Genomic DNA, 20,805 nt, shown 5'->3' on the forward strand with positions numbered 1-20,805 from the left:
AGGAGGGATCAGCGGGCGCCGAAGGCGCGCTTGATCTTCTGGTCGGTGTGGTACTGGCTGACCGCGTATGCAGCCCAGATGGCGGCGGGCACCCAGCCGATCAAGGTGATCTGCAGGATCAGACAGACAATGCCGGAAATGGGGCGACCGATGGTGAAGAAGGCCAGCCAGGGCAGGAGGATGGCGATGAGCAGGCGCATGGTCGTTCCTTACATGTCGTGTTTGTTGAGCGCGTAGCCGGCGGCCTTGTACTGGCGCCAGCGCTCGCGCAGCGGTTCGCGGGCTTCCGGGTCGGCCGGCACCACTTCCAGCACGCGCTCGCAGGCGCCCAGCCAGGGTTCGTCGCGCAGGTTGATCACCAGCGGGCGTTCCGGCGCATCGGCACCGGGCACGGCGATCAGCACGATGGCTTCCTCCTCGTCCACGTCCTCGCCCACAATCTGGTGCGGGATGTAGGCATCCGGGTCGAACGACCACAGCAGCTCGTCCAGTTCCTCGGCCTGGGCGGCATCGCGTGCCAGTACGAGCGTGTACAGGCCGCCGTCATTGGCCTTGCGGGCCAGCTCGCACACCAGCTTCAGCGGTTCGGCGAGGAAACGCGGCTTGGCGATCAGGTAGAAGTCGGCGCGGATAGTCAAGGCGGGGAACCGGGGAAGGGGAATGGGGAAGGACGGTGCGGAAGGCGGCGTGGGGAACCGGCGCGGGGCATTCGCATGCCCGGTTGCCGGCTCCCCGTTACCTGCCTCAGGCCACCCGGTCCAGCAGCCACTGGGTCAGCAGGCCCACCGGACGGCCGGTGGCCATGCCGCGCTTGCCTTCGTCGCTGGCCACGCCGGCGATGTCCAGGTGCGCCCAGCGCTGGCCTTCGGTGAAGCGCGACAGGAAGCAGCCGGCGGTGATGGCGCCGGCCCAGCGGCCGCCGATGTTGTAGACGTCGGCGAAGGTCGAATCCAGCATGCCCTGGTACTCGTCCCACAGCGGCAGGCGCCAGGCGCGGTCGAACACATGCTCGCCGGCGGCGACCAGTTCATTGGCCAGGTCGTCGTGCTTGCTCATCAGGCCGGCGGTCTGGTGGCCCAGGGCGACCATGCAGGCACCGGTGAGGGTGGCCACGTCGACCAGCGCGGCCGGTTCGAAGCGCTGCGCGTAGGTCAGTGCGTCGCACAGGATCAGGCGGCCTTCGGCGTCGGTGTTGCCCACTTCGATGGTCTTGCCGGACATCGAGGTGATCACGTCGGACGGGCGGTAGGCATTGCCGTCGATGGCGTTTTCCACGGCCGGCACCACTACCACCAGGTTCAGCGGCAGCCTGGCCTTGACCGTGGCCACGAAGGTGCCGATGACGTTGGCGCCGCCGCACATGTCGTACTTCATCTCCTCGATGCCGCCCTGGGTCTTCAGGTTGACGCCGCCGGTATCGAAGGTGATGCCCTTGCCGACCAGCACGTAGGGCTTGGCGTCACCGCCGTTGTTCCACTTCAGCACCACCAGCCTGGGGCGGTTGGCCGAGCCGCGGGCCACGGCCAGCAGCGAGCCCATGCCCAGCGCTTCCATCTGCTGCTCGTCCAGGATCTCGGCTTCGGCGCCGTCGTGCTCGGCGGCGAAGGCGACCGAGGATTCGGCCAGGTAGGCCGGGGTGCACAGGTTCGGCGGCAGGTTGCCCAGTTCGCGGGCGTACTCGACGCCGGCGGCGATGGCTTGGCCCTGCAGCAGCGCGGTGTCGTCCTGGCCGAGGATGGCCAGCGTCTCCAGGCCCGGGGCATCCGGCTTCTTCTTGCCCAGGGTGGCGGTGTAGCGGTAGCTGGCGTGGTTGGCGGCGATCACGGCCTGGCGGATGTTCCAGGCGGCATCACGACCGCTTACGGCCAGTTCGGACAGGGTGAACAGGGCGCTGCGGGTGACGCCGCTCTTCAGGGCGCGGCCGGCGTCGCCGACCGCCTTGATGTACTGGGGCACACCGAACTTGGCCGGTTCGCCCAGCCCGACCACCAGCACGCGCGGGGCGGTGACGCCGGGCAGGTCGTGCAGCACGGTGGTATTGCCGGTCTTGCCGCCGACATCGCCACGCTCGACCAGGGCCGTGAGGCGGCCGCCGCTGGCGGCGTCCAGGGCCTGGGCGGCCGGGCTCAGCGACTTGTCGGCGAAGGCGCCGACGATGATGCAATCGAAGCCGGCGGAGGCCGGGGCGGCGTGGTTCAGGGTGAATTCCAGAGACATTGATCAGATTCCGTTGCCAAATCCGTACAATCGCAGGCTGTTTACGTACGGTCCCATGGACCGGCGTGCCGCGGACGAAACCGAGAGTTTAAACCACCGACCCTATGGCGAAGCTTGACCGCTACCTGCTGAGCGACTTCCTCCAGAGCTTTCTGGCCACTTTGATCGTCCTGCTGGTGGTGAGTGTCGGCGGCGTGCTGGTCGACATCCTCGGCCGCATCGCCGACGGGCGCATGCCCGCCGGGCTGCTGCTGTCCCAGCTGGGCCTGCAGTTCGTGGTCTACCTGCCGATCATCGTGCCGCTGGCGCTGATGCTGGGCCTGGCGCTGGCCATCGCCCGGCTCTACCGCGACTCGGAAATGGCGGTGCTGACCGGCGTGGGCGTCGGCCCGCGGCGCCTGCTCAAGCCGATCCTGCTGCTGGTGGCGCCGGTCGTAGCGCTGGTGGCGCTGTGCTCGGTGTGGCTGGGCCCCTGGGCCGACCGCACCTCCGAGCAGATGATCGAGGAGGCCAGCCGCAGCGTCGTGGTGGCCGGGCTGGAGCCGGGCAAGTTCACCCAGGTCTCCGGCGGCGGCATCGTCTACCTGTCCTCGCTCAACGAGGACGGCACCCGGATGGGCAAGGTCTTCATGCAGCGCACCCGCGATGGCCGGATCGACGTGGTGTCGGCCAAGCAGGGCTCGATGTTCTTCGAGGGCGAGCGCCAGCGGTTCCTGCGCCTGGAGGACGGCTACCGGGTCGAGGGCCCGGAGAACGGGGCACTGGACTATCGCCTGATGCGCTACGCCAGCAACGAGATCGCCTTGCCCGACCGCGACGAGACGCGCGACAAGGACGACCCGGAAATGATGACCACCGGGCAACTGCTCGCGGACCCACGGCCGGAGGCCAAGGCCCAGCTGCACTGGCGCATCACCCCGCCGCTGCTGGCGCTGGCCTTCGCCCTGCTGACCCTGCCACTGGCGCGCAGCGCGCCGCGCCAGCAGCGCTATGGCCGGATCATGATGGCGTTCCTGGCCTACATGGTGGGCGTGCAGCTGAGCATCCTCGGCCGGCAGTGGCTGGCCAAGGGCGACATCCCGGCCGGGCTGGGCATGTGGTGGCTGACCGTGCCGCTGCTGGCGCTGGCGCTCTGGCTGTATTTCCGTGATGGCCGGCTGGGTCGCCCGCGCGCAGGAGCAACGGCATGAGGCTGACCCCGCGCATCCATGACATCTACGTCGGCCGCAACGTGCTGGCGACCGTGCTGCTGGTCTGGCTGGTGCTGTTGGGGCTGGACGCCATCCTGGCGCTGTCCGGCGAGGCCAAGAACATCGGCGTGGGCAGCTATACCTTCGGCCATGCGCTGGCCTGGACCGCCTACACCGTCCCGCGCCGTGCCTACACGCTGTTCCCGATGGCCGCGGTGATCGGTGCGCTGATGGGCCTGGGCCAGCTGGCAGCGACCTCCGAGCTGACCGCGCTGCGCGCGGTGGGCGTGTCGCGGCGGCGGATCGCCGGGTCGGTGGCGATCGCCTTGTCGCTGCTGACCGTGCTGATGGTGGTCAACGGCGAGACGCTGGCACCGTGGTCGCAGAACCGTGCCGATGCGCTCAAGACCAGCGCCAAGTACAACACCGACATGACCATGGCCCGCTATTACGGGTTGTGGGCGCGCGAGGGCGACACCTTCCTCAACGCACAGAATGGCGAGGAGCTGCTCGACGACGAGGGGCGCAGCCGCCTGGTGCTGAACGAGGTCCGGCTGTACACCCTCGACGATGCCGGCCGGCTGGCAACGCTGACCTATGCGGTGACCGCCACCCATGACCAGAATGGCTGGGTACTGGGCAAGGTCCGCCGCGACGTGTTCGGTGACCGTTCGGTGACCCGCGAAACCGCCGAGAGCGAAGTCTGGGAGTCGAACCTGGACGCCGCCGCGCTGGCATCGGGCCTGGCGCGTCCGCGCAACCTCAGCGCGGGCGAGCTCAAGACCAGCATCGACTACCGCAAGCGCAACGGGCTGGACGCACGGGACTACGAGGACACGTACTGGAGCCGCTGGTTCTACCCGTTGAACGTGCTGGCGCTGTGCCTGGCCGCGGTGCCGTTCGCGTTCGGTTCGCTGCGCAGCGGTGGCATGGGCAAGCGCCTGTTCCTGGGCATGCTGTTCGCGCTGGGCTTCCTGCTGCTGCAGATGTTCTTCGGCCGCATGGCCGGCGCGTTGAAGGTCGACTACCGCATTGCCTATGCGCTGCCGCCGATCATGATGCTGGCCATTTCCGGCTGGCTGTCACGACGACGGGTCGGCTAGGAACGGCCTTGGCCGCCAAGCCTGTACCCGTGACGCGGCCATTGATCCAAGGCCGGGATGGCTTCCCAACCTGCGTGAGCGTGCTCGCCTGCCGGCAGGCGGGGAGTCCGCGCAGCGACTCCCGGCACGCATCCGCGTCGGGCGATCACGGCTTCGGCAGCTTCACCAGGCGCGTGCCGCTGGCACGGTCATGCCAGGTCAGGCGCTGGCGATCCACCAGCGCCCACCAGAACCCAAGGCCGCCACACAGCAGCGACAACGTGCCGACCGCGTAACGCACCCACAGCGCGCCGGTGCCGATCGGGCCGCCATCGATCGCGCGCAGGTGCAGGTGCCACGGGCGCATGCCCAGGGTCTGCCCACCGCGTTTCCAGCTGGCGGTGGCGTAGATGCCAGCCACGATCCAGCAGCACAGCCACAGCAGCCATTGCAGGCCGCTGAAGGGATGGATGTTCTCGCGTGCGGCATGACCGGCCAGGGTGTAGCCGACGGTGAACACCGCCGAGACCAGCATCCACAACGCCAATACCGGCCAGACGTCGTAGAACAGCGCCGCCAGCCGACGTGGCAGCAGGGCGGAAGGGCGGGCGGGAGGAGCGTCGGCGGCGATCGTCATGTGCCGAGCATACGGGCTGGGACGGCGACGATGCATGGGCAGCGGCACGGCCAGCCCCTATGCTTGTGCCGATGTCCGCCGCATTGACGCCCGCCGAACGCCGCCAGATGGTGCAGCAGCTGCCGCCGCTGCGCGATGCCGATGCCCGCCTGATCCAGCGTTTCCTGGATGCGATCTGGGCCGAACAGGGCCTGGCCCGGGCATCGCTGGACAGCTACCGCCGTGATCTGGAAGGGCTGGCGCGGTGGCGTGACGGCGCCGGCGATGGCCTGGCTGGCATCGATCGCGCGGGCCTGTTCGATTACCTGGCCTGGCGTACCCGGCATGGCTGGACGGCCCGCAGCAATGCACGGCTGCTGTCGGCGTTGCGGGCGTTCTTCGGATATGGCCTCAAGCGCGGTGAGCGGCATGACGATCCGTCCGCCCTGCTGGAGCCGCCCAAGCTGCCGCGCTCGCTGCCCAAGGCCTTGGCCGAAAGCCAGATCGATGCGCTGCTGGCCACGCCCGACGTGGAGACCGCAGAAGGCCTGCGCGACCGCGCGATGCTGGAGCTGATGTACGCCGCCGGCCTGCGCGTGAGCGAACTGGTCAACCTGCCGGCCAATGCGGTCAACCTGCGCCAGGGCGTGCTGCGGGTGACCGGCAAGGGCAGCAAGGAACGGCTGGTGCCATTGGGCGAGGAGTCCCAGCACTGGCTGGAGCGCTACTTGGCGCAGGCGCGCCCGCAGTTGACCGGCGGCAAGGCGGTGCAGGCCACGCCGGACGGGCAGGTGCCGTTGTTCGTCGGCAACGAGCGCAAGCCCTTGAGCCGGCAGCAGTTCTGGGCCTTGGTGAAGGCCAGTGCAGCGGTCGCGGGCATCGACCCGGGCAAGATCAGCCCGCACGGCCTGCGCCACAGCTTCGCCACCCACCTGCTCAACCACGGCGCGGACCTGCGCGCGCTGCAGATGCTGCTGGGCCACAGCTCGCTGTCCACCACACAGATCTACACGCTGGTGGCGCGCGAGCACCTGCAGAAGCTGCACCGCAGGCATCACCCGCGTGGTTGAGGGGTTTTCCACAACGGGTGTGCGGCAGTGGCCGCACAAGCTGTGGATAAATGCCGGTATCCCTTGCCCCGCCGGCGTTTCCGGTGGCTGGTGAATATTTGTCCAGATGCCCCGTGGCAGGTTGCCGACTGCCCGCACGGCGCGTTGCAGGGGCGTATGCGAGAATCGGCCGGATACTTCTTCCCACGGGTTGCCGATGTACCGAATTGCCATTGCCGCGCTGCTGGGCGCGATCAGCCTTACCGCCTGTGCGCAGCAGGCCTCGCCGACCGCCGCCGCCCCTGCGCCGCAGGTCGCCGAAGGCCCGGTCGAGCAGACCGTGCGTGATGCGCTCAAGCAGCTCGACCCGAACTTCAGCCCCGACTACATCGGTGCCGCGCCGTTCCCGGGTTTCCGTGAGGTGATCGTGTCCGGCCAGGTGCTGTACGTCACCGACGATGGCCGCTACCTGATGCAGTCGCAGCCGTATGACATCCAGAAGAAGGCCATGGCCACCAGCGCCGGGCTGCTGCAGTACCGCCGCGGGTTGCTGGCGACCCTGCCGCACGCGGACCGCATCGTGTTCGCCCCGCCGAATGCCAAGTACACCATCAGCGTGTTCACCGACATCGAGTGTGGTTACTGCCGCAAGCTGCATCAGGACATCGCCGAGCTCAACCGCAACGGCATCGCGGTCGAGTACCTGGCGTTCCCGCGCATGGGCCTGGGCAGCAAGGACTACACCGACATGATCTCGGTCTGGTGCGCCAGCGACCGCAAGGCCGCACTGACCGCGGCCAAGTCCGGCCAGCCGGTGTCCCCGAAGACCTGCACCAACCCGGTCGCCATGCAGTACAACCTCGGCCAGCAGTTGGGCATCAACGGTACCCCGGCGATCTTCGCCGCCGATGGCAGCCAGCTCGGTGGCTACCTGCCGCCGGCACAGCTCAAGGCCGCGCTGGAGCGCATCGACGCCGCCGGCGGCGGTCGCTGATCCATTCGCCGGCTTATCGGCTGCACGTGATACCGGAAGCCCCTCCAATGGAGGGGCTTTCTGTTTGCGGGCGCGCCGCTTACTTCAGGCCGCGGTCCAGCGCGTTGACCATCGTGCCCTGCGCATCGTCACCGCTGAACTCCCAGAAGAACGCGCCGCCCAGGCCTTGGGCCTTCACGTAGGCCATCTTCTCGATGAGCATCTCCGGGGTATCGAAGCTCCAGAAGGTGGTGCCGTTGTAGATCCACGCGGCCTTGGCGGCCGGGTCGCGGTGGGCCGGCCAGCCCAGGTCCTTGAGCACTTTCCAGTCCTCGATGCCGGCTTCGTATCTGCCAGCCGCCGGGCGGCCAGGCTGGTACAGGCCGTTGTTGGTCGGTGCCACGTTGGTCCAGCCGCGGCCGTAGAAGCCCACGCCCAGGTTCAACTTGTGGGCCGGTACGCCGCGGGCAAGGTAGGCCTCGATCGCGTCATTGCTGTTGTACAGGCGCTCGTCCCCGCTGGACGGGTCGGCCGGCGAATCGAACAGTGCCGAATGGTGGTTGGTACGTGGTGCCCAGGCACCGTGGAAGTCGTAGGTCATCACGTTGATGAAATCCAGGTAGCGGTGGTACTCCCCGGGGTCGGTCACGCGGATCTTGTCGATGCCGGCACCCACCGCCACGGTCAGCAGCATGCCGGGGCGGACCGCATCGAGCTGGCGGCGGAACTCGGCCAGCAGTGCGGTGAAATTCTGCCGGTCGGCCGGGCTGCCGCAGCCCAGGCCGCAGGCGGCCGGGTACTCCCAGTCCACGTCGATGCCGTCGAAGATGCCCGCGGCCACGCCCGGCCCACCCGCGTTGTCGGTGAACGGCAGGTTGCCCTTGATGTAGGCATCGATGCACGAGGCCACGAATGCGGCGCGGTTCTCCGGCTGCGCGGCGCTGGAGAAGCCGCGTGACCAGGTCCAGCCACCGAGCGAGATCAGCACCTTCAGGTGTGGGTGCTTGGCCTTGAGCTGGCGCAGCTGGTTCCAGTTGCCGCGCAGCGGCTGGTTCCAGGTATCGCCACGGCCGCTGACGCTCTCGGCCGCGCCGAAGCTGCGCGTGTAGTCGGCATAGGCATCGCCACCGCTGCCGGTGCCCGGGTTCGCGGCCTGGGTGATGCCGACCTCGCAGCGGTTGTTGCGCACGTTGCCGAAGGCGTAGTTGATGTGGGTCAGCTTGGCCGCCGAGCCGCTGCTGTCGATCTGCTTGACCTTGTAGTTGCGGCCGTAGATGCCCCACTGGGTGAAGTAGCCGATGAGCCGCCTGGCGCCCGGGCCGTCGCCGTCGGTGTCGGCAGACGGGGTGCGCACGCCCACCGGTGCGCTGCGGGCCGAAGCATTCCCGGCCACGTCGCGGGCCCGCACGGCGTAGCGGTAGGCGGTGTCCGGTGCCAGGCCGCTGTCCAGGTAGGAGGGGGTGGAGGGCGAGGCGACCAGGCGGTCATCGCGGTACAGGTCGTAGCCGGCCAGCCCGCCGCCACCGGGATTGTCGCTGGACGGATTCCAGCGCAGCTGGACGCGGTTCGGGTCCAACGCCTGGGCCGACACTGCGGCGGGGACGGTGGGTGCGGTGGTATCCCTGTCCTCGTGGGGAGCGGGGGTGACGATGAGGGTGACCGTGGCCGAGCGCGTGCTCGCATTGCGGTCGTCGGTGGCCAGGGCGCTGAGCACATGGGTGCCGGCTGGAACCGCTTGCCATTGCAGGGTGTACGGGGCCTGGGTGTCCACGCCCAGCGACTTGCCGTCATGGAAGAACTCGACTTTGCGGATACTGCCATCGCGATCGGAGGCATCGGCGCGGAGCGTGACCGTGCTGCCGGCGGCAAAGCGGCTGCCGGCCGAAGGAGCGGTCAGCCGGACCTGCGGCGCCTGGTTGGCCGGCGGCGGGGAAGGCGGTGGCGGATTACCGGCGCCGCTCCCGCAACGGCCAAGGGAGCGGTAGTAGCGCCGGCCGGCGGGATGGTCCGGCGCGGCGTTCCAGATCTGTTGCTGGACCTGGTAGAGGACTCCGTCCTTCTGCAGGGTCTGCCCGGGCGAGTAGATCGTGGTGGCGATCCAGGGCTTCACGCCGGTGCAATCGGCGGCCTGGGCCGCTGGCAGCGCGGCCAGGCCCATCACCGTGGCCAGGAGGAGGCCGGTGCGGGTGCGACGGCGCCGGTAGGGCGGGCGGTGGTTGGGATGATCCGTCATGGTCAATCTCCTTTGGGGGCGGCCGGCGCGGGGCATGCCTTCGGCATGGCCCGCGCATCAAGCGCTTGGCCGGGGCCGGGTTGGGGGAGTTCCGTTGGCGAGCGGGAAGGCGGGCGGACGGGCCGGGGCAGCGCCACCGGCTGAATGAGCATAGCGAGGGGGGAACCGTAACCCCGCTTTCCCTCCACACCGGGCGATTGCCGCTGGCGCCCGGCCAGCGCCTGCCCGCGCTGAACCGGAAATCAGGGGAGCTGCGGCGGACTCCGGTACAATGCCGGGCCCGATTCCTAACCATGGTTTCCCGGACATGATCGTCCTCGAGGGCGCAGCTGCCCTTTCGCCGTTCCGTCGCGAACGTCTTGAATCCCGCCTGCAGTCCATCGCCGCCGACCTGCGTATCACCGGTGCCTGGCATGTCTATTTCACCCAAGCTGCCGATGCCGGCGCGGTCGACCTGACCACGCTGGGCCGCATCGTGCAGGGCCAGCCGCAGGCGGCCGAACGCGCCGACGGCGCGGTGTCGCGCTATGTGGTGCCGCGCCTGGGCACGCTGTCGCCATGGTCGAGCAAGGCCACCGAGCTGGTGCGCGGTGCCGGCCTGGCGATCCAGCGCGTGGAGCGCGGTACCCGCATCGACCTGAGCGGCTGGCCGGCCGACCCGGCCCAGCAGGCCGCGGTGGCCAAGCTGCTGCACGACCCGATGACGCAGTCGCTGCTGACCGACATCGGGCAGGCGCAGGCATTGTTCACCAGCCTGGCCCGCGGCCAGCTGGAGCGCATCGCGCTGGCTGACCTGGAAAGCGCCAACAAGCGCCTGGGCCTGGCCTTGGCCGAGGACGAGATCGAGTACCTGCGCCAGCGCTACACCGAGCTGGGCCGCGATCCGTCCGACGTCGAGCTGATGATGTTCGCGCAGGCCAATTCCGAGCACTGTCGCCACAAGATATTCAACGCCAGCTGGACCATCGATGGGCAGGCGCAGGACCGCTCGCTGTTCAAGATGATCAAGAACACCCATCAGCAGACCCCGCAGCACACGCTCAGCGCGTACAGCGACAACGCTGCGGTGATCGAGGGTGAACCGGCCGCGCGTTACCGCCCGGACCCGGCCAGCGGCAAGTACCGCAGCGAAGCGGTGGTGCCCAGCGCCTTCCAGATCAAGGTGGAAACCCACAACCATCCGACCGCGATCGCGCCGTTCCCGGGTGCCTCGACCGGTGCCGGTGGCGAAATCCGCGACGAAGGCGCGACCGGCCGCGGCGGCAAGCCCAAGGCGGGCCTGACCGGTTTTTCGGTCTCGCACCTGCGCATCCCGACCCTGCCGCAGCCGTGGGAAGCGCCGCGCGCGCTGAACCCGCGCATGGCACCGGCGCTGGACATCATGCTCGACGGCCCGCTCGGCGGCGCCGCGTTCAACAACGAGTTCGGCCGCCCGAACCTGCTGGGTTACTTCCGCAGCTTCGAACTGCCGGAAGGCGAGATCACCCGCGCCTATGACAAGCCGATCATGCTGGCCGGTGGCCTGGGCGCGATCGACCGCGTGCAGGTGGACAAGCTGCGCCTGCAGGACGGTGACATCGTCATCGTGCTCGGCGGCCCGGCGATGCTGATCGGCCTGGGCGGCGGTGCCGCCTCGTCGGTGGCCTCCGGCGAGAGCGCCGAGGACCTGGATTTCGCCAGCGTGCAGCGCGACAACCCGGAAATGGAGCGCCGCTGCCAGGAAGTGATCGACCGTTGCGTGGCCATGGGCACCGACAACCCGATCAAGTTCTTCCATGACGTCGGCGCCGGTGGCCTGTCCAATGCCATCCCGGAACTGCTGCACGACTCCGGCGTGGGTGGCGTGATCGATATGGGCAAGGTGCCCACCGACGATCCGTCGCTGTCGCCGCTGGAACTGTGGTGCAACGAATCGCAGGAACGCTACGTGCTGGGCATCCCGGCCGGGCGTCTGGCCGAGTTCACCGACATTTGCGCACGCGAGCGTTGTCCGTTCGCCGCGGTCGGCATCGCCACCGCCGAGGAGCGCCTGGTCGTTGCCTACGGCGCTACGCCGGGCAACATCCCGGCCGATGCGCCGATCGACCTGCCGATGGACGTGCTGTTCGGCAAGGCGCCGAAGATGCATCGCGACACCACGCATCCGGCCGCGCCGCGTTGGCCGCAGCTCAAGACCGCCGGCATCGACCTGCACGACGCTGGCCTGCGCGTGTTGGCGCATCCGACCGTCGCTTCCAAGAGCTTCCTGGTCACCATCGGTGACCGCAGCGTCGGCGGCTTGACCGCGCGCGAGCAGATGATCGGCCCGTGGCAGCTGCCGATGGCCGATGTCGCCATCACCCTGGCCGGTTTCGACACCTACGCCGGTGAAGCGATGTCGCTGGGCGAGCGTACCCCGCTGGCCCTGCTCAACGCCGCCGCCTCGGCGCGCATGGCGGTGGGCGAAGCGATCACCAACCTGTGTGCCGCACCGGTGCTGTCGCTGGATACGGTCAAGCTGTCGGCCAACTGGATGGCCGCCTGCGGCCACAACGGCGAAGACGCGCTGCTGTACGACGCGGTCAAGGCGGTGGGCATGGAGCTGTGCCCGCAGCTGGACATCAGCATCCCGGTGGGCAAGGACTCGCTGTCGATGCAGGCGCAGTGGCAGGCCGAGGGCAGGACCGAGAAGTCGGTGTCGCCGGTGTCGCTGGTGATCTCGGCGTTCGCGCCGGTGGTCGATGCGCGCCAGCAACTGACCCCGCTGCTCGACCGCGAGACCGAAAGCGAGTTGTGGCTGATCGGCCTGGGTGCGGGCAAGCAGCGTCTGGGTGGTTCGATCCTGGCCCAGACCCAGGCCGACCACAGTGCCTTGCCGGCGTTTGCCGGTGAAGTGCCGGACCTGGACGACCCGCAGCGCCTGCGTGGGTTCTTCGAACTGATCCGCGATGCACGTGAGGCCGGCCTGCTGCTGGCCTACCATGACCGCAGCGACGGTGGTGCGTTCGCCGCGCTGTGCGAGATGTCCTTCGCCTCGCGCCTGGGCCTGGACATCGTGCTCGATGCCTGGGGCGATGACCCGTTCCGCAGCCTGTTCAACGAAGAACTCGGCGCCGTGGTGCAGATCGCCAAGGAGGACCGCGCCGCGTTCGCCGACCTGGTCGAGCGCCATGCGCTGACCGAGTGCGCGCAGCGCATCGCCCGCCCGACCACCGCGCCGGTGGTGCGGGTGCAACTGGGCGGCGAAAGCCTGGCCGAGTGGCGCTGGGAAGACCTGTTCGACGCCTGGTGGTCGGTGACCCACGCCATGCAGAAGCTGCGTGACAACCCGGAAGCGGCCGACCAGGAACGCGCGGTGGCCCGCAACTTCAACGCCCCGGGCCTGAAGCCGAAGCTGAGCTTCGACCCCGCCGAGGACGTGGCGGCACCGTTCATCGCCACCGGTGCGCGGCCGAAGATCGCGATCCTGCGCGAGCAGGGCGTCAACGGCCAGATCGAGATGGCCAACATCTTCGAGCGCGTGGGTTTTGATGCCTACGACGTGCACATGAGCGACCTGATCGCCGGCCGCGTGCAGCTGTCCGATTTCCGCGGCCTGGCCGCGTGCGGCGGCTTCAGCTACGGCGACGTGCTCGGTGCCGGCCGTGGCTGGGCGACCTCGATCCTGGAGCGCCCGGCGCTGCGCGAGGCCTTCGCCGCCTTCTTCGCCCGCCCGGATACCTTCGCGCTGGGCGTGTGCAACGGCTGCCAGATGATCAGCCAGCTCAAGGCCATCATCCCCGGTGCCGAGCACTGGCCGACCTTCCTGCGCAACCGCAGCGAGCAGTTCGAGGCACGCACCGCCCTGCTGGAAGTGCAGGAGTCGCCGTCGATCCTGCTGCGTGGCATGGCCGGTTCGCGCCTGCCGGTGGCCGTGGCCCACGGCGAAGGCCGCGCCGAGTTCGACAGTGCGGTGGACCAGGCCGCCGCCAGCATCGCGTTGCGTTACGTCGATGGTGATGGCCGCGTGGCCGAGCAGTACCCGCTGAACCCGAATGGTTCGCCGGACGGCATCACCGGCCTGACCACCAGCGATGGCCGCGTCACCATCCTGATGCCGCACCCGGAGCGCACCCCGCGCACCGTCAACCTGAGCTGGGCACCGGCGCGCTGGAGCGAGGATTCGCCGTGGCTGCGGATGTTCCGCAATGCCCGCGTGTGGTGTGGCTGAGTAACGCTGAGAAATGGCCCCGACCCTGTCGGGGCCGTCCGGGAAAGCCCGTGGCCGCTGCCGCGGGCTTTTTTGTTGGGTGGACAGGCCGGTGGCGGGCGGGTATCCGGTGGCGGTGGCGGGCTGCCCGGGACGGTTTGGCGCGCGTCCGGCGCTGTGGTCATTCCTGCAGCGCAAAAAAAGCCGCCCTGAACACGTGTCGCCATCGGGATTGGGTTCCCCGACGGAAGATTGGCTGGAAACGCCCGTGGGACAAGGCCCGGGGCTGGCCGCCGGCCGGGCCTGTCATGCCTGCAGAGCGTGCGGCGATGGCTTGGGGACAACACACGCATCCGTTTGTTTCATAAGAAATTTCCCAAAAATCATCTCCTTTGGAAAGGAGATTTGTGCGATGCATCTCAAAAATCGTTATGCAGCCGGAAACTTGACGCTAGATAAATCGTCGATTAACACTCGAACCATCCTGTAGCGCCTCGACACGTACGGAACCGTGGTTACACATCCGTACGGGCGAGAGCCGCCACGGCAGGCGTGAGCCTCGCGTGCCCGGTTGTCCGGGAGACAGGATCCACAACACCTCAGGGGGATCGTTGGACGCGTTCAGTCCAGCGATGGCCGTTTCTGCAAGCGGAATAAACCACCCCACTTGAGGAGCTGTGACGATGAATCGGATTTATCGCAAGGTGTGGAACAAGGCATTGGGGCAGCTGGTCGTGGCATCGGAGTTGGCCACTTCCAACGCGTCGGGCGTCGTCGTCGATGAACGACGCGCCGGCAGCCATCGGCTGCAGGCCTTGTCGCTGGCCATCGCCCTGGGACTGGGCGCAGGAACGGTTACCGCCGTACAGGCGCAATCGGTCGAAGTGGGCGGCAGCGGGCAGTGCATGGTGCTGGGCAGCGCGACCCTGGTGGATTGCGCGACGTCCGGTGACGCGCAGGCCACGGGCAGCAACGCGGTGGCCATTGGCGCCGGCACGGTCGCCTCGGCCGACGGCAGCGTGGCACTGGGTGCCGGCTCGGTCGCCGACCGCGCCAACAGCGTTTCGGTGGGTACGGCGGGCAGCGAGCGGCAGGTCACCCACGTGGCCGCCGGCACCGAGGCCACCGATGCGGTGAACAAGGCGCAGCTGGATGCCGTGGCGGCCGCCGGCGAGAACGTGCAGCGCTACTTCAAGGCCAACGGTGCTGGCGACGGCAGCGACGACGCGGTGGCCAGCGGCGACGGTGCCACGGCGGCGGGCGTGGGCTCGGTGGCCAGCGGTGCGGAGAGCATCGCGGTGGGCAGCTACAACAGCGCGGCGGGCGACTACGCCAGTGCGGTAGGCTACGTGAACACCGCCAACGGCACCAACAGCTCGGCGGTGGGCAACTTCAACCAGGTCGATGGGCAGAACAGCAGCGCGTTCGGCTTCGCCAACTTCGTCGATGGCGACAACGCCACGGCGGTGGGCAGCAACAGCATCGCCAGTGGTGGCAGCAGCTTCGCCGCCGGTGACAGCGTGATCGCCAGCGGCGAGTACGCCACGGCGGTGGGTTCGGAAAGCGTGGCCAGCGGCGAGCAGAGCGCGGCCTTCGGTGCGGCCTCGGCGGCCTCGGGGGATGGCGCCACGGCGGTGGGCGTGCTGGCCGAAGCCGATGGCATCGAGTCCACCGCGGTGGGCTACTACAGCAGCGCCGAAGGCAATGGGGCGACCGCACTGGGCGCGGAGAGCGTGGCCAGTGGCACCACGGCCAGCGCGCAGGGCTTCGCCGCGCAGGCCACGGCCAGCTACGCCACGGCGGTGGGTGGCTATGCACAGGCGGCGGGCTTCAACAGCACCGCGCTGGGCAACAGCAGCACGGCCAGCGGCAGCAACGATGTGGCCGTTGGCGCCGATGCGGTGGCCAGTGGCGAAGACAGCCTGGCCGCCGGCCAGGGCGCGCTGGCGACCGGCTACAACAGCGTCGCGGTGGGCGGGTCGCTGTTCGGCCTGCTGCCGGCCGAGGCCTCGGGTGACTACTCCACCGCCGTGGGCGGTGGTGCGTGGTCGCCGGGTACCAACAGCACGGCGCTGGGCAACGCGGCCATCGCGCAGGGAGCAAACAGCGTGGCGCTGGGTGCCGACTCGCTGGCCGAGCGTGACAACACGGTCTCGGTGGGCGATGTCGGCAACGAACGGCAGATCACCAACGTGGCCGCCGGCACCGAGGACACCGATGCGGTGAACAAGGCGCAGCTGGACGAAGCCACCGCCAACAGCAAGTACTTCGTTGCCACCGGCGAGAACGGCGCCATCGCCGAAGGCGAGGAGGCGACCGCATCGGGCAGCAACGCGATGGCGCAGGGGGACTACGCCACCGCGCTGGGTTCTTCCAGTTCGGCACTGGCGCTGGGGGCGTCGGCCATCGGCAGCGGCGCGGTCGCCACCGGCCAGTACGCCACGTCCACCGGTTACAACGCGGTGGCCGAAGGGGATTCCAGCACCGCCAACGGTGGCCGCCTGTACTTCGAGGATGCCGACGGCAACGTCGTGCTGGACCAGACCACCACGGCGTCCGGCGTGGGCGCATCGGCCTTTGGCGCCGGCGCGGTGGCGACCGGGGCGTTCTCGACGGCGAATGGTGCCGGCGCGACGGCCGAGGGCGCGCAATCCACCACCACCGGCTACCGCAGCAGCGCTGGCGGGGCCTATTCCACCGCCAACGGCAGCTTTGCCGATGCCAGCGGCGCACGCAGCACGGCGCTGGGCTATGGCAGTGAATCCACGGCCACCTACGCCACCGCGGTGGGCTTCGCGGCGGTGAGCAGCGGCGACTACAGCACCGCGGTGGGCGGCGTGGCCGACATCGGCGACCTGCTGTACGGCTTCCCGGGCTTCATCACCCAGGCGACCGAGGCCAGTGGCGTTGCATCCACCGCCTTGGGCAACGGCGCGCAGGCGACTGACCTGGGCGCGACCGCCGTGGGCACCGCGGCGACCGCCGAAGGGGTGCAGGCGACCACGCTGGGCACGTTGGCCGCGGCCGCCGGTGACGGCGCCACCGCGATCGGCGGCGGCAGCTACGCCAATGCCGAGAACGCCACCGCCGTGGGCTTCCTGGCCGAGGCCAGTGGCGTGAACAGCGTCGCGCTGGGTGCCAACTCGGTAGCCGATCGCGACGACACCGTTTCGGTCGGCAGCGATGGTGCCGAACGGCAGGTCACCCACGTGGCGGCCGGCACCGAGGCCACCGATGCGGTGAACAAGGCGCAGCTCGACGATGTCGCGGCCGTCGCCTCCAACACCGACAAGTACTTCAAGGCGACCGGTGGCGACGACAGCGATGCCGGTGCGCTGGCAGAGGGCCAGAACGCGACGGCGGCCGGCGAGGCCAGCAACGCCATCGGCAATGGCGCTTCGGCCTACGGCAACGGTGCTAATGCACTGGCCGACAACGCGACCGCGCTGGGTACCAGCGCGCTGGCGACCGGCGAGGGCGCGATCGCCGTGGGCTTGAACGCCAATGCATCGGCGCAGGACAACATCGCCATCGGTACCAATGCCAGCACCGCGCAGGGCGGGCAGCTGGCCATCGGCGCGGACAGCAGCGCCAATGGCCTGTTCGCCGCGGCCATCGGCGCGGACGCGCAGGCCTCGGGCCTGGCCGCGACCGCCATCGGCAACGCGGCATGGGCCACCGGGCGTGAGTCCACGGCCATCGGCTTCGGCGCGACCGCCGATGCCTGGCAGGCGGTGTCGGTGGGTTCGGGCGCATATGCGACGTTCTTCGGTACCGCCGTGGGCACCCAGGCGCAGGCCGCCGAGGTCGCCACCGCGGTGGGCCAGAACGCCATCGCCGACATCGCCGGTGCCGCCTTCGGCGTGCAGACGCGCGCCGGGCAGGGTGGCGTGGCAGTTGGCAACAACGCCGCCACCGGTGAAATGGGCGTGGCGGTCGGCACCAATGCACTGGCCGGGCAGGATGCCTACAGCGAAACCGAGGGCAAGCAGACCACCGCGCTCGGTGCCGAGGCATGGGCGACCGAGGACGGCGCCACTGTCGTCGGTTACAACAGCTACGCGCAGGCGCAGAACGCAACCGTGCTGGGCTCCAATGCGTGGACCACCAAGGACGCGCAGAACAGCGTGGTGTTGGGCGCCGGTTCGCTGGCCGACCGGGCAAACACGGTGTCGGTGGGTGCCGCGCAGGAATGGACCGATGCGGCCGGCGTGACCCACGCCGCCATCGACCGGCAGATCACCAACGTCGCCGCGGGTACCGAAGGCACCGACGCGGTGAACGTGGACCAGCTCAATGCAGCGGCCGAAGGCGCGCTGCTGGCGGGCCGCTACTTCAAGGCCAACGGTGCCGGTGACGGCAGCGACGACGCGGTGGCCAGCGGCGACGGTGCCACGGCGGCAGGCGTGGGCTCGGTGGCCAGCGGTGCGGAGAGCATCGCGGTGGGCAGCTACAACAGCGCGGCGGGCGACTACGCCAGTGCGGTGGGCTACGTGAACACCGCCAACGGCACCAACAGCTCGGCGGTGGGCAACTTCAACCAGGTCGATGGGCAGAACAGCAGCGCGTTCGGCTTCGCCAACTTCGTCGATGGCGACAACGCCACGGCGGTGGGCAGCAACAGCATCGCCAGTGGTGGCAGCAGCTTCGCCGCCGGTGACAGCGTGATCGCCAGCGGCGAGTACGCCACGGCGGTGGGTTCGGAAAGCGTGGCCAGCGGCGAGCAGAGCGCGGCCTTCGGTGCGGCCTCGGCGGCCTCGGGGGATGGCGCCACGGCGGTGGGCGTGCTGGCCGAAGCCGATGGCATCGAGTCCACCGCGGTGGGCTACTACAGCAGCGCCGAAGGCAATGGGGCGACCGCATTGGGCGCGGAGAGCGTGGCCAGTGGCACCACGGCCAGCGCGCAGGGCTTCGCCGCGCAGGCCACGGCCAGCTACGCCACGGCGGTGGGTGGCTATGCACAGGCGGCGGGCTTCAACAGCACCGCGCTGGGCAACAGCAGCACGGCCAGCGGCAGCAACGATGTGGCCGTTGGCGCCGATGCGGTGGCCAGTGGCGAAGACAGCCTGGCCGCCGGCCAGGGCGCGCTGGCGACCGGCTACAACAGCGTCGCGGTGGGCGGGTCGCTGTTCGGCCTGCTGCCGGCCGAGGCCTCGGGTGACTACTCCACCGCCGTGGGCGGTGGTGCGTGGTCGCCGGGTACCAACAGCACGGCGCTGGGCAACGCGGCCATCGCGCAGGGAGCAAACAGCGTGGCGCTGGGTGCCGACTCGCTGGCCGAGCGTGACAACACGGTCTCGGTGGGCGATGTCGGCAACGAGCGGCAGATCACCAACGTGGCCGCCGGCACCGAGGACACCGATGCGGTGAACAAGGCGCAGCTGGACGAAGTGGCCGCTGTGGCCGACACCACCAGCAAGTACTTCAAGGCCAGTGGCAGTGCCGACAGTGATGTCGGTGCCTACGTCGAGGGTGATAACGCGGTGGCCGCCGGCGAGGCGGCCAATGCCTACGGCAACGGTGCCTCGGCTTACGGCAGCGGTGCCAATGCCCTGTCCGACGGGGCGACCGCGGTCGGCATGAACGCCCTGGCCAGCGGCCAGAACGCCGCCGCGTTCGGCCAGAACGCGCAGGCGATGGGCCCGGGTGCGGTGGCCGTCGGTGGCAACGCGGTGGACGAGAACGGCGATGCGCTGATCAACGTCGGTGGCGTGCCGGTGGATACCGGTGCGACCAGCGCCGGCGTCGGAGGCACCGCGCTGGGTGCCAGCGCCAATGCCGAAGGCTTCGCCGCCACGGCGAGCGGCGTGGGCGCGTTGGCACGTGGCGACCAGTCCACCGCCAATGGCGCGGTTGCCAACGCCCTGGGTGACTACAGCACCGCGACCGGTTCGCAGAGCTATGCCGAAGGGGCGGGCACGACCGCGGTGGGCTTCAACGCGGCGGCCTACGAGGACGGCAACGTGGCCGTGGGCCGCAATGCCTCGGCACTGGGTGAAGGCAGCCTGGCGATCGGTGATGGTGCCGAGACCGGCTTCGGCCTGTTCGGCATCGGTGCGGCCAACGCAGTGGCGATCGGCAGCGGCAGCTGGGCCTTCGGCGATGACGCTACCGCGGTGGGTGCCAATGCCTGGGCCTTCGACCAGCGCAGCACCGCCGTGGGTGCGGGCGCGCAGGCGGGCGCCGAGAACTCGGTGGCGCTGGGTGCCGGATCGGTGGCGGGCCGTGACAACACGGTGTCGGTGGGCGATGTCGGCAGCGAACGGCAGATCACCAACGTGGCCGCCGGCACCGAGGAGACCGACGCGGTGAACAAGGCACAGCTGGACGACGTGGCCGCCGTTGCCGAGGAAGGGCAGATAACCGCGAAGTACTTCAAGGCCAGTGGCAGTGCCGACAGTGATGTCGGTGCCTACGTCGAGGGTGATAACGCGGTGGCCGCCGGCGAGGCGGCCAATGCCTACGGCAACGGTGCCTCGGCTTACGGCAGCGGTGCCAATGCCCTGTCCGACGGGGCGACCGCGGTCGGCATGAATGCCCTGGCCAGCGGCCAGAACGCCGCCGCGTTCGGCCAGAACGCGCAGGCGATGGGCCCGGGTGCGGTGGCCGTCGGTGGCAACGCGGTGGACGAGAACGGCGATGCGCTGATCAACGTCGGTGGCGTGCCGGTGGATACCGGTGCGACCAGCGCCGGCGTCGGAGGCACCGCGCTGGGTGCCAGCGCCAATGCCGAAGGCTTCGCCGCCACGGCGAGCGGCGTGGGCGCGTTGGCACGTGGCGACCAGTCCACCGCCAATGGCGCGGTTGCCAACGCCCTGGGCGACTACAGCACCGCGACCGGTTCGCAGAGCTATGCCGAAGGCGCGGGCACGACCGCGGTGGGCTTCAATGCGGCGGCCTACGAGGACGGCAACGTGGCCGTGGGCCGCAATGCCTCGGCACTGGGTGAAGGCAGCCTGGCGATCGGTGATGGTGCCGAGACCGGCTTCGGCCTGTTCGGCATTGGTTCGACCAATGCGGTGGCGATCGGCAGCGCCAGCTGGGCCTTCGGCGATGACGCCACCGCAGTGGGCGCCAATGCCTGGGCGGTGGGCCAGCAGAGCACCGCGCTGGGCATGGGGGCGGAGGCCAGTGGCACCGGTTCGGTGGCCCTGGGTGCCGGCTCGGTCGCCGACCGCGCCGGTACGGTGTCGGTGGGCAGTGCCGGCAATGAGCGCCAGATCACCAACGTGGCCGCCGGTACCGAGGCCACCGATGCGGTGAACAAGTCGCAGTTG

The 20,805-nt window shown here is 69.4% G+C and carries 11 protein-coding genes; 6 read left to right on the forward strand and 5 right to left on the reverse strand.

Annotated features, from left to right (window positions below):
* Positions 1–8 precede the first annotated feature (8 nt).
* The 3 genes from VA603_RS19455 to VA603_RS19465 all read right to left on the reverse strand — a co-directional run bounded on the left by VA603_RS19455 (position 9) and on the right by VA603_RS19465 (position 2,217).
* Positions 9–200 (reverse strand): YqaE/Pmp3 family membrane protein, encoded by a 192-nt coding sequence (locus tag VA603_RS19455; RefSeq protein WP_323439814.1) that lies wholly within the window; start codon positions 198–200, stop codon positions 9–11.
* A gap of 9 nt (positions 201–209) precedes the next feature.
* Positions 210–632 carry a DNA polymerase III subunit chi gene (locus VA603_RS19460; RefSeq protein WP_132866183.1) on the reverse strand — a complete coding sequence of 141 codons (423 nt, stop codon included), beginning with the start codon at positions 630–632 and terminating at the stop codon, positions 210–212.
* 112 nt (positions 633–744) lie between these two features.
* Positions 745–2,217 (reverse strand): leucyl aminopeptidase, encoded by a 1,473-nt coding sequence (locus VA603_RS19465; protein ID WP_323439815.1) that lies wholly within the window; start codon positions 2,215–2,217, stop codon positions 745–747.
* A gap of 104 nt (positions 2,218–2,321) precedes the next feature.
* Between VA603_RS19465 and lptF the strand changes: the two genes are divergently transcribed.
* Both lptF and lptG read left to right on the forward strand, forming a co-directional pair.
* The gene (gene lptF, locus VA603_RS19470) at positions 2,322–3,407 is read left to right on the forward strand and encodes an LPS export ABC transporter permease LptF (protein WP_313252789.1); all 1,086 of its coding nucleotides are present in this window, start codon (positions 2,322–2,324) and stop codon (positions 3,405–3,407) included.
* Positions 3,404–4,510: an LPS export ABC transporter permease LptG gene (lptG, locus tag VA603_RS19475; protein ID WP_323439816.1), complete on the forward strand. Its 1,107-nt coding sequence runs from the start codon at positions 3,404–3,406 to the stop codon at positions 4,508–4,510. The genes lptF and lptG overlap by 4 nt, the downstream gene beginning before the upstream one ends.
* A 145-nt stretch (positions 4,511–4,655) precedes the next feature.
* On the opposite strand, the gene VA603_RS19480 is transcribed toward lptG, so the two are convergent.
* Positions 4,656–5,126: an RDD family protein gene (locus VA603_RS19480; protein WP_323439817.1), complete on the reverse strand. Its 471-nt coding sequence runs from the start codon at positions 5,124–5,126 to the stop codon at positions 4,656–4,658.
* 71 nt (positions 5,127–5,197) lie between these two features.
* Here VA603_RS19480 and xerD point away from each other — a divergent pair, with 71 nt between their 5' ends.
* Together xerD and VA603_RS19490 are read left to right on the forward strand one after the other, a co-directional pair.
* Positions 5,198–6,175, forward strand: a complete 978-nt coding sequence (xerD, locus tag VA603_RS19485; protein ID WP_132865052.1) for a site-specific tyrosine recombinase XerD — start codon at positions 5,198–5,200, stop codon at positions 6,173–6,175.
* 196 nt (positions 6,176–6,371) lie between these two features.
* Positions 6,372–7,148: a DsbC family protein gene (locus VA603_RS19490; protein WP_132865051.1), complete on the forward strand. Its 777-nt coding sequence runs from the start codon at positions 6,372–6,374 to the stop codon at positions 7,146–7,148.
* 79 nt (positions 7,149–7,227) lie between these two features.
* Here VA603_RS19490 and VA603_RS19495 read toward each other — a convergent pair whose 3' ends face one another.
* A complete protein-coding gene (locus tag VA603_RS19495) occupies positions 7,228–9,360 on the reverse strand; it encodes a glycosyl hydrolase family 18 protein (RefSeq protein WP_323439818.1) in 2,133 nt (710 codons plus the stop codon).
* Between the two features lie 307 nt (positions 9,361–9,667).
* Between VA603_RS19495 and purL the strand changes: the two genes are divergently transcribed.
* Together purL and VA603_RS19505 are read left to right on the forward strand one after the other, a co-directional pair.
* Positions 9,668–13,549, forward strand: a complete 3,882-nt coding sequence (gene purL, locus VA603_RS19500) for a phosphoribosylformylglycinamidine synthase (protein WP_323439819.1) — start codon at positions 9,668–9,670, stop codon at positions 13,547–13,549.
* Positions 13,550–14,211: 662 nt separating this feature from the next.
* Positions 14,212–20,805 (forward strand): ESPR-type extended signal peptide-containing protein (locus tag VA603_RS19505; protein ID WP_323439820.1); only part of this gene is annotated, 6,594 nt, incomplete at its 3' end.

It is taken from the genome of Stenotrophomonas capsici (genome assembly GCF_034961085.1).
In the GTDB taxonomy this organism is placed as follows: Bacteria; Pseudomonadota; Gammaproteobacteria; order Xanthomonadales; family Xanthomonadaceae; genus Stenotrophomonas; species Stenotrophomonas capsici.

Coding starts and splice junctions, on each gene's coding strand:
- VA603_RS19480 (WP_323439817.1), bottom strand. CDS start 5,126: ATGACGATCGCCGCCGACGCTCCTCCCGCCCGCCCTTCCGCCCTGCTG.
- xerD (WP_132865052.1), top strand. CDS start 5,198: ATGTCCGCCGCATTGACGCCCGCCGAACGCCGCCAGATGGTGCAGCAG.
- VA603_RS19495 (WP_323439818.1), bottom strand. CDS start 9,360: ATGACGGATCATCCCAACCACCGCCCGCCCTACCGGCGCCGTCGCACC.
- lptF (WP_313252789.1), top strand. CDS start 2,322: ATGGCGAAGCTTGACCGCTACCTGCTGAGCGACTTCCTCCAGAGCTTT.
- lptG (WP_323439816.1), top strand. CDS start 3,404: ATGAGGCTGACCCCGCGCATCCATGACATCTACGTCGGCCGCAACGTG.
- VA603_RS19490 (WP_132865051.1), top strand. CDS start 6,372: ATGTACCGAATTGCCATTGCCGCGCTGCTGGGCGCGATCAGCCTTACC.
- purL (WP_323439819.1), top strand. CDS start 9,668: ATGATCGTCCTCGAGGGCGCAGCTGCCCTTTCGCCGTTCCGTCGCGAA.
- VA603_RS19455 (WP_323439814.1), bottom strand. CDS start 200: ATGCGCCTGCTCATCGCCATCCTCCTGCCCTGGCTGGCCTTCTTCACC.
- VA603_RS19465 (WP_323439815.1), bottom strand. CDS start 2,217: ATGTCTCTGGAATTCACCCTGAACCACGCCGCCCCGGCCTCCGCCGGC.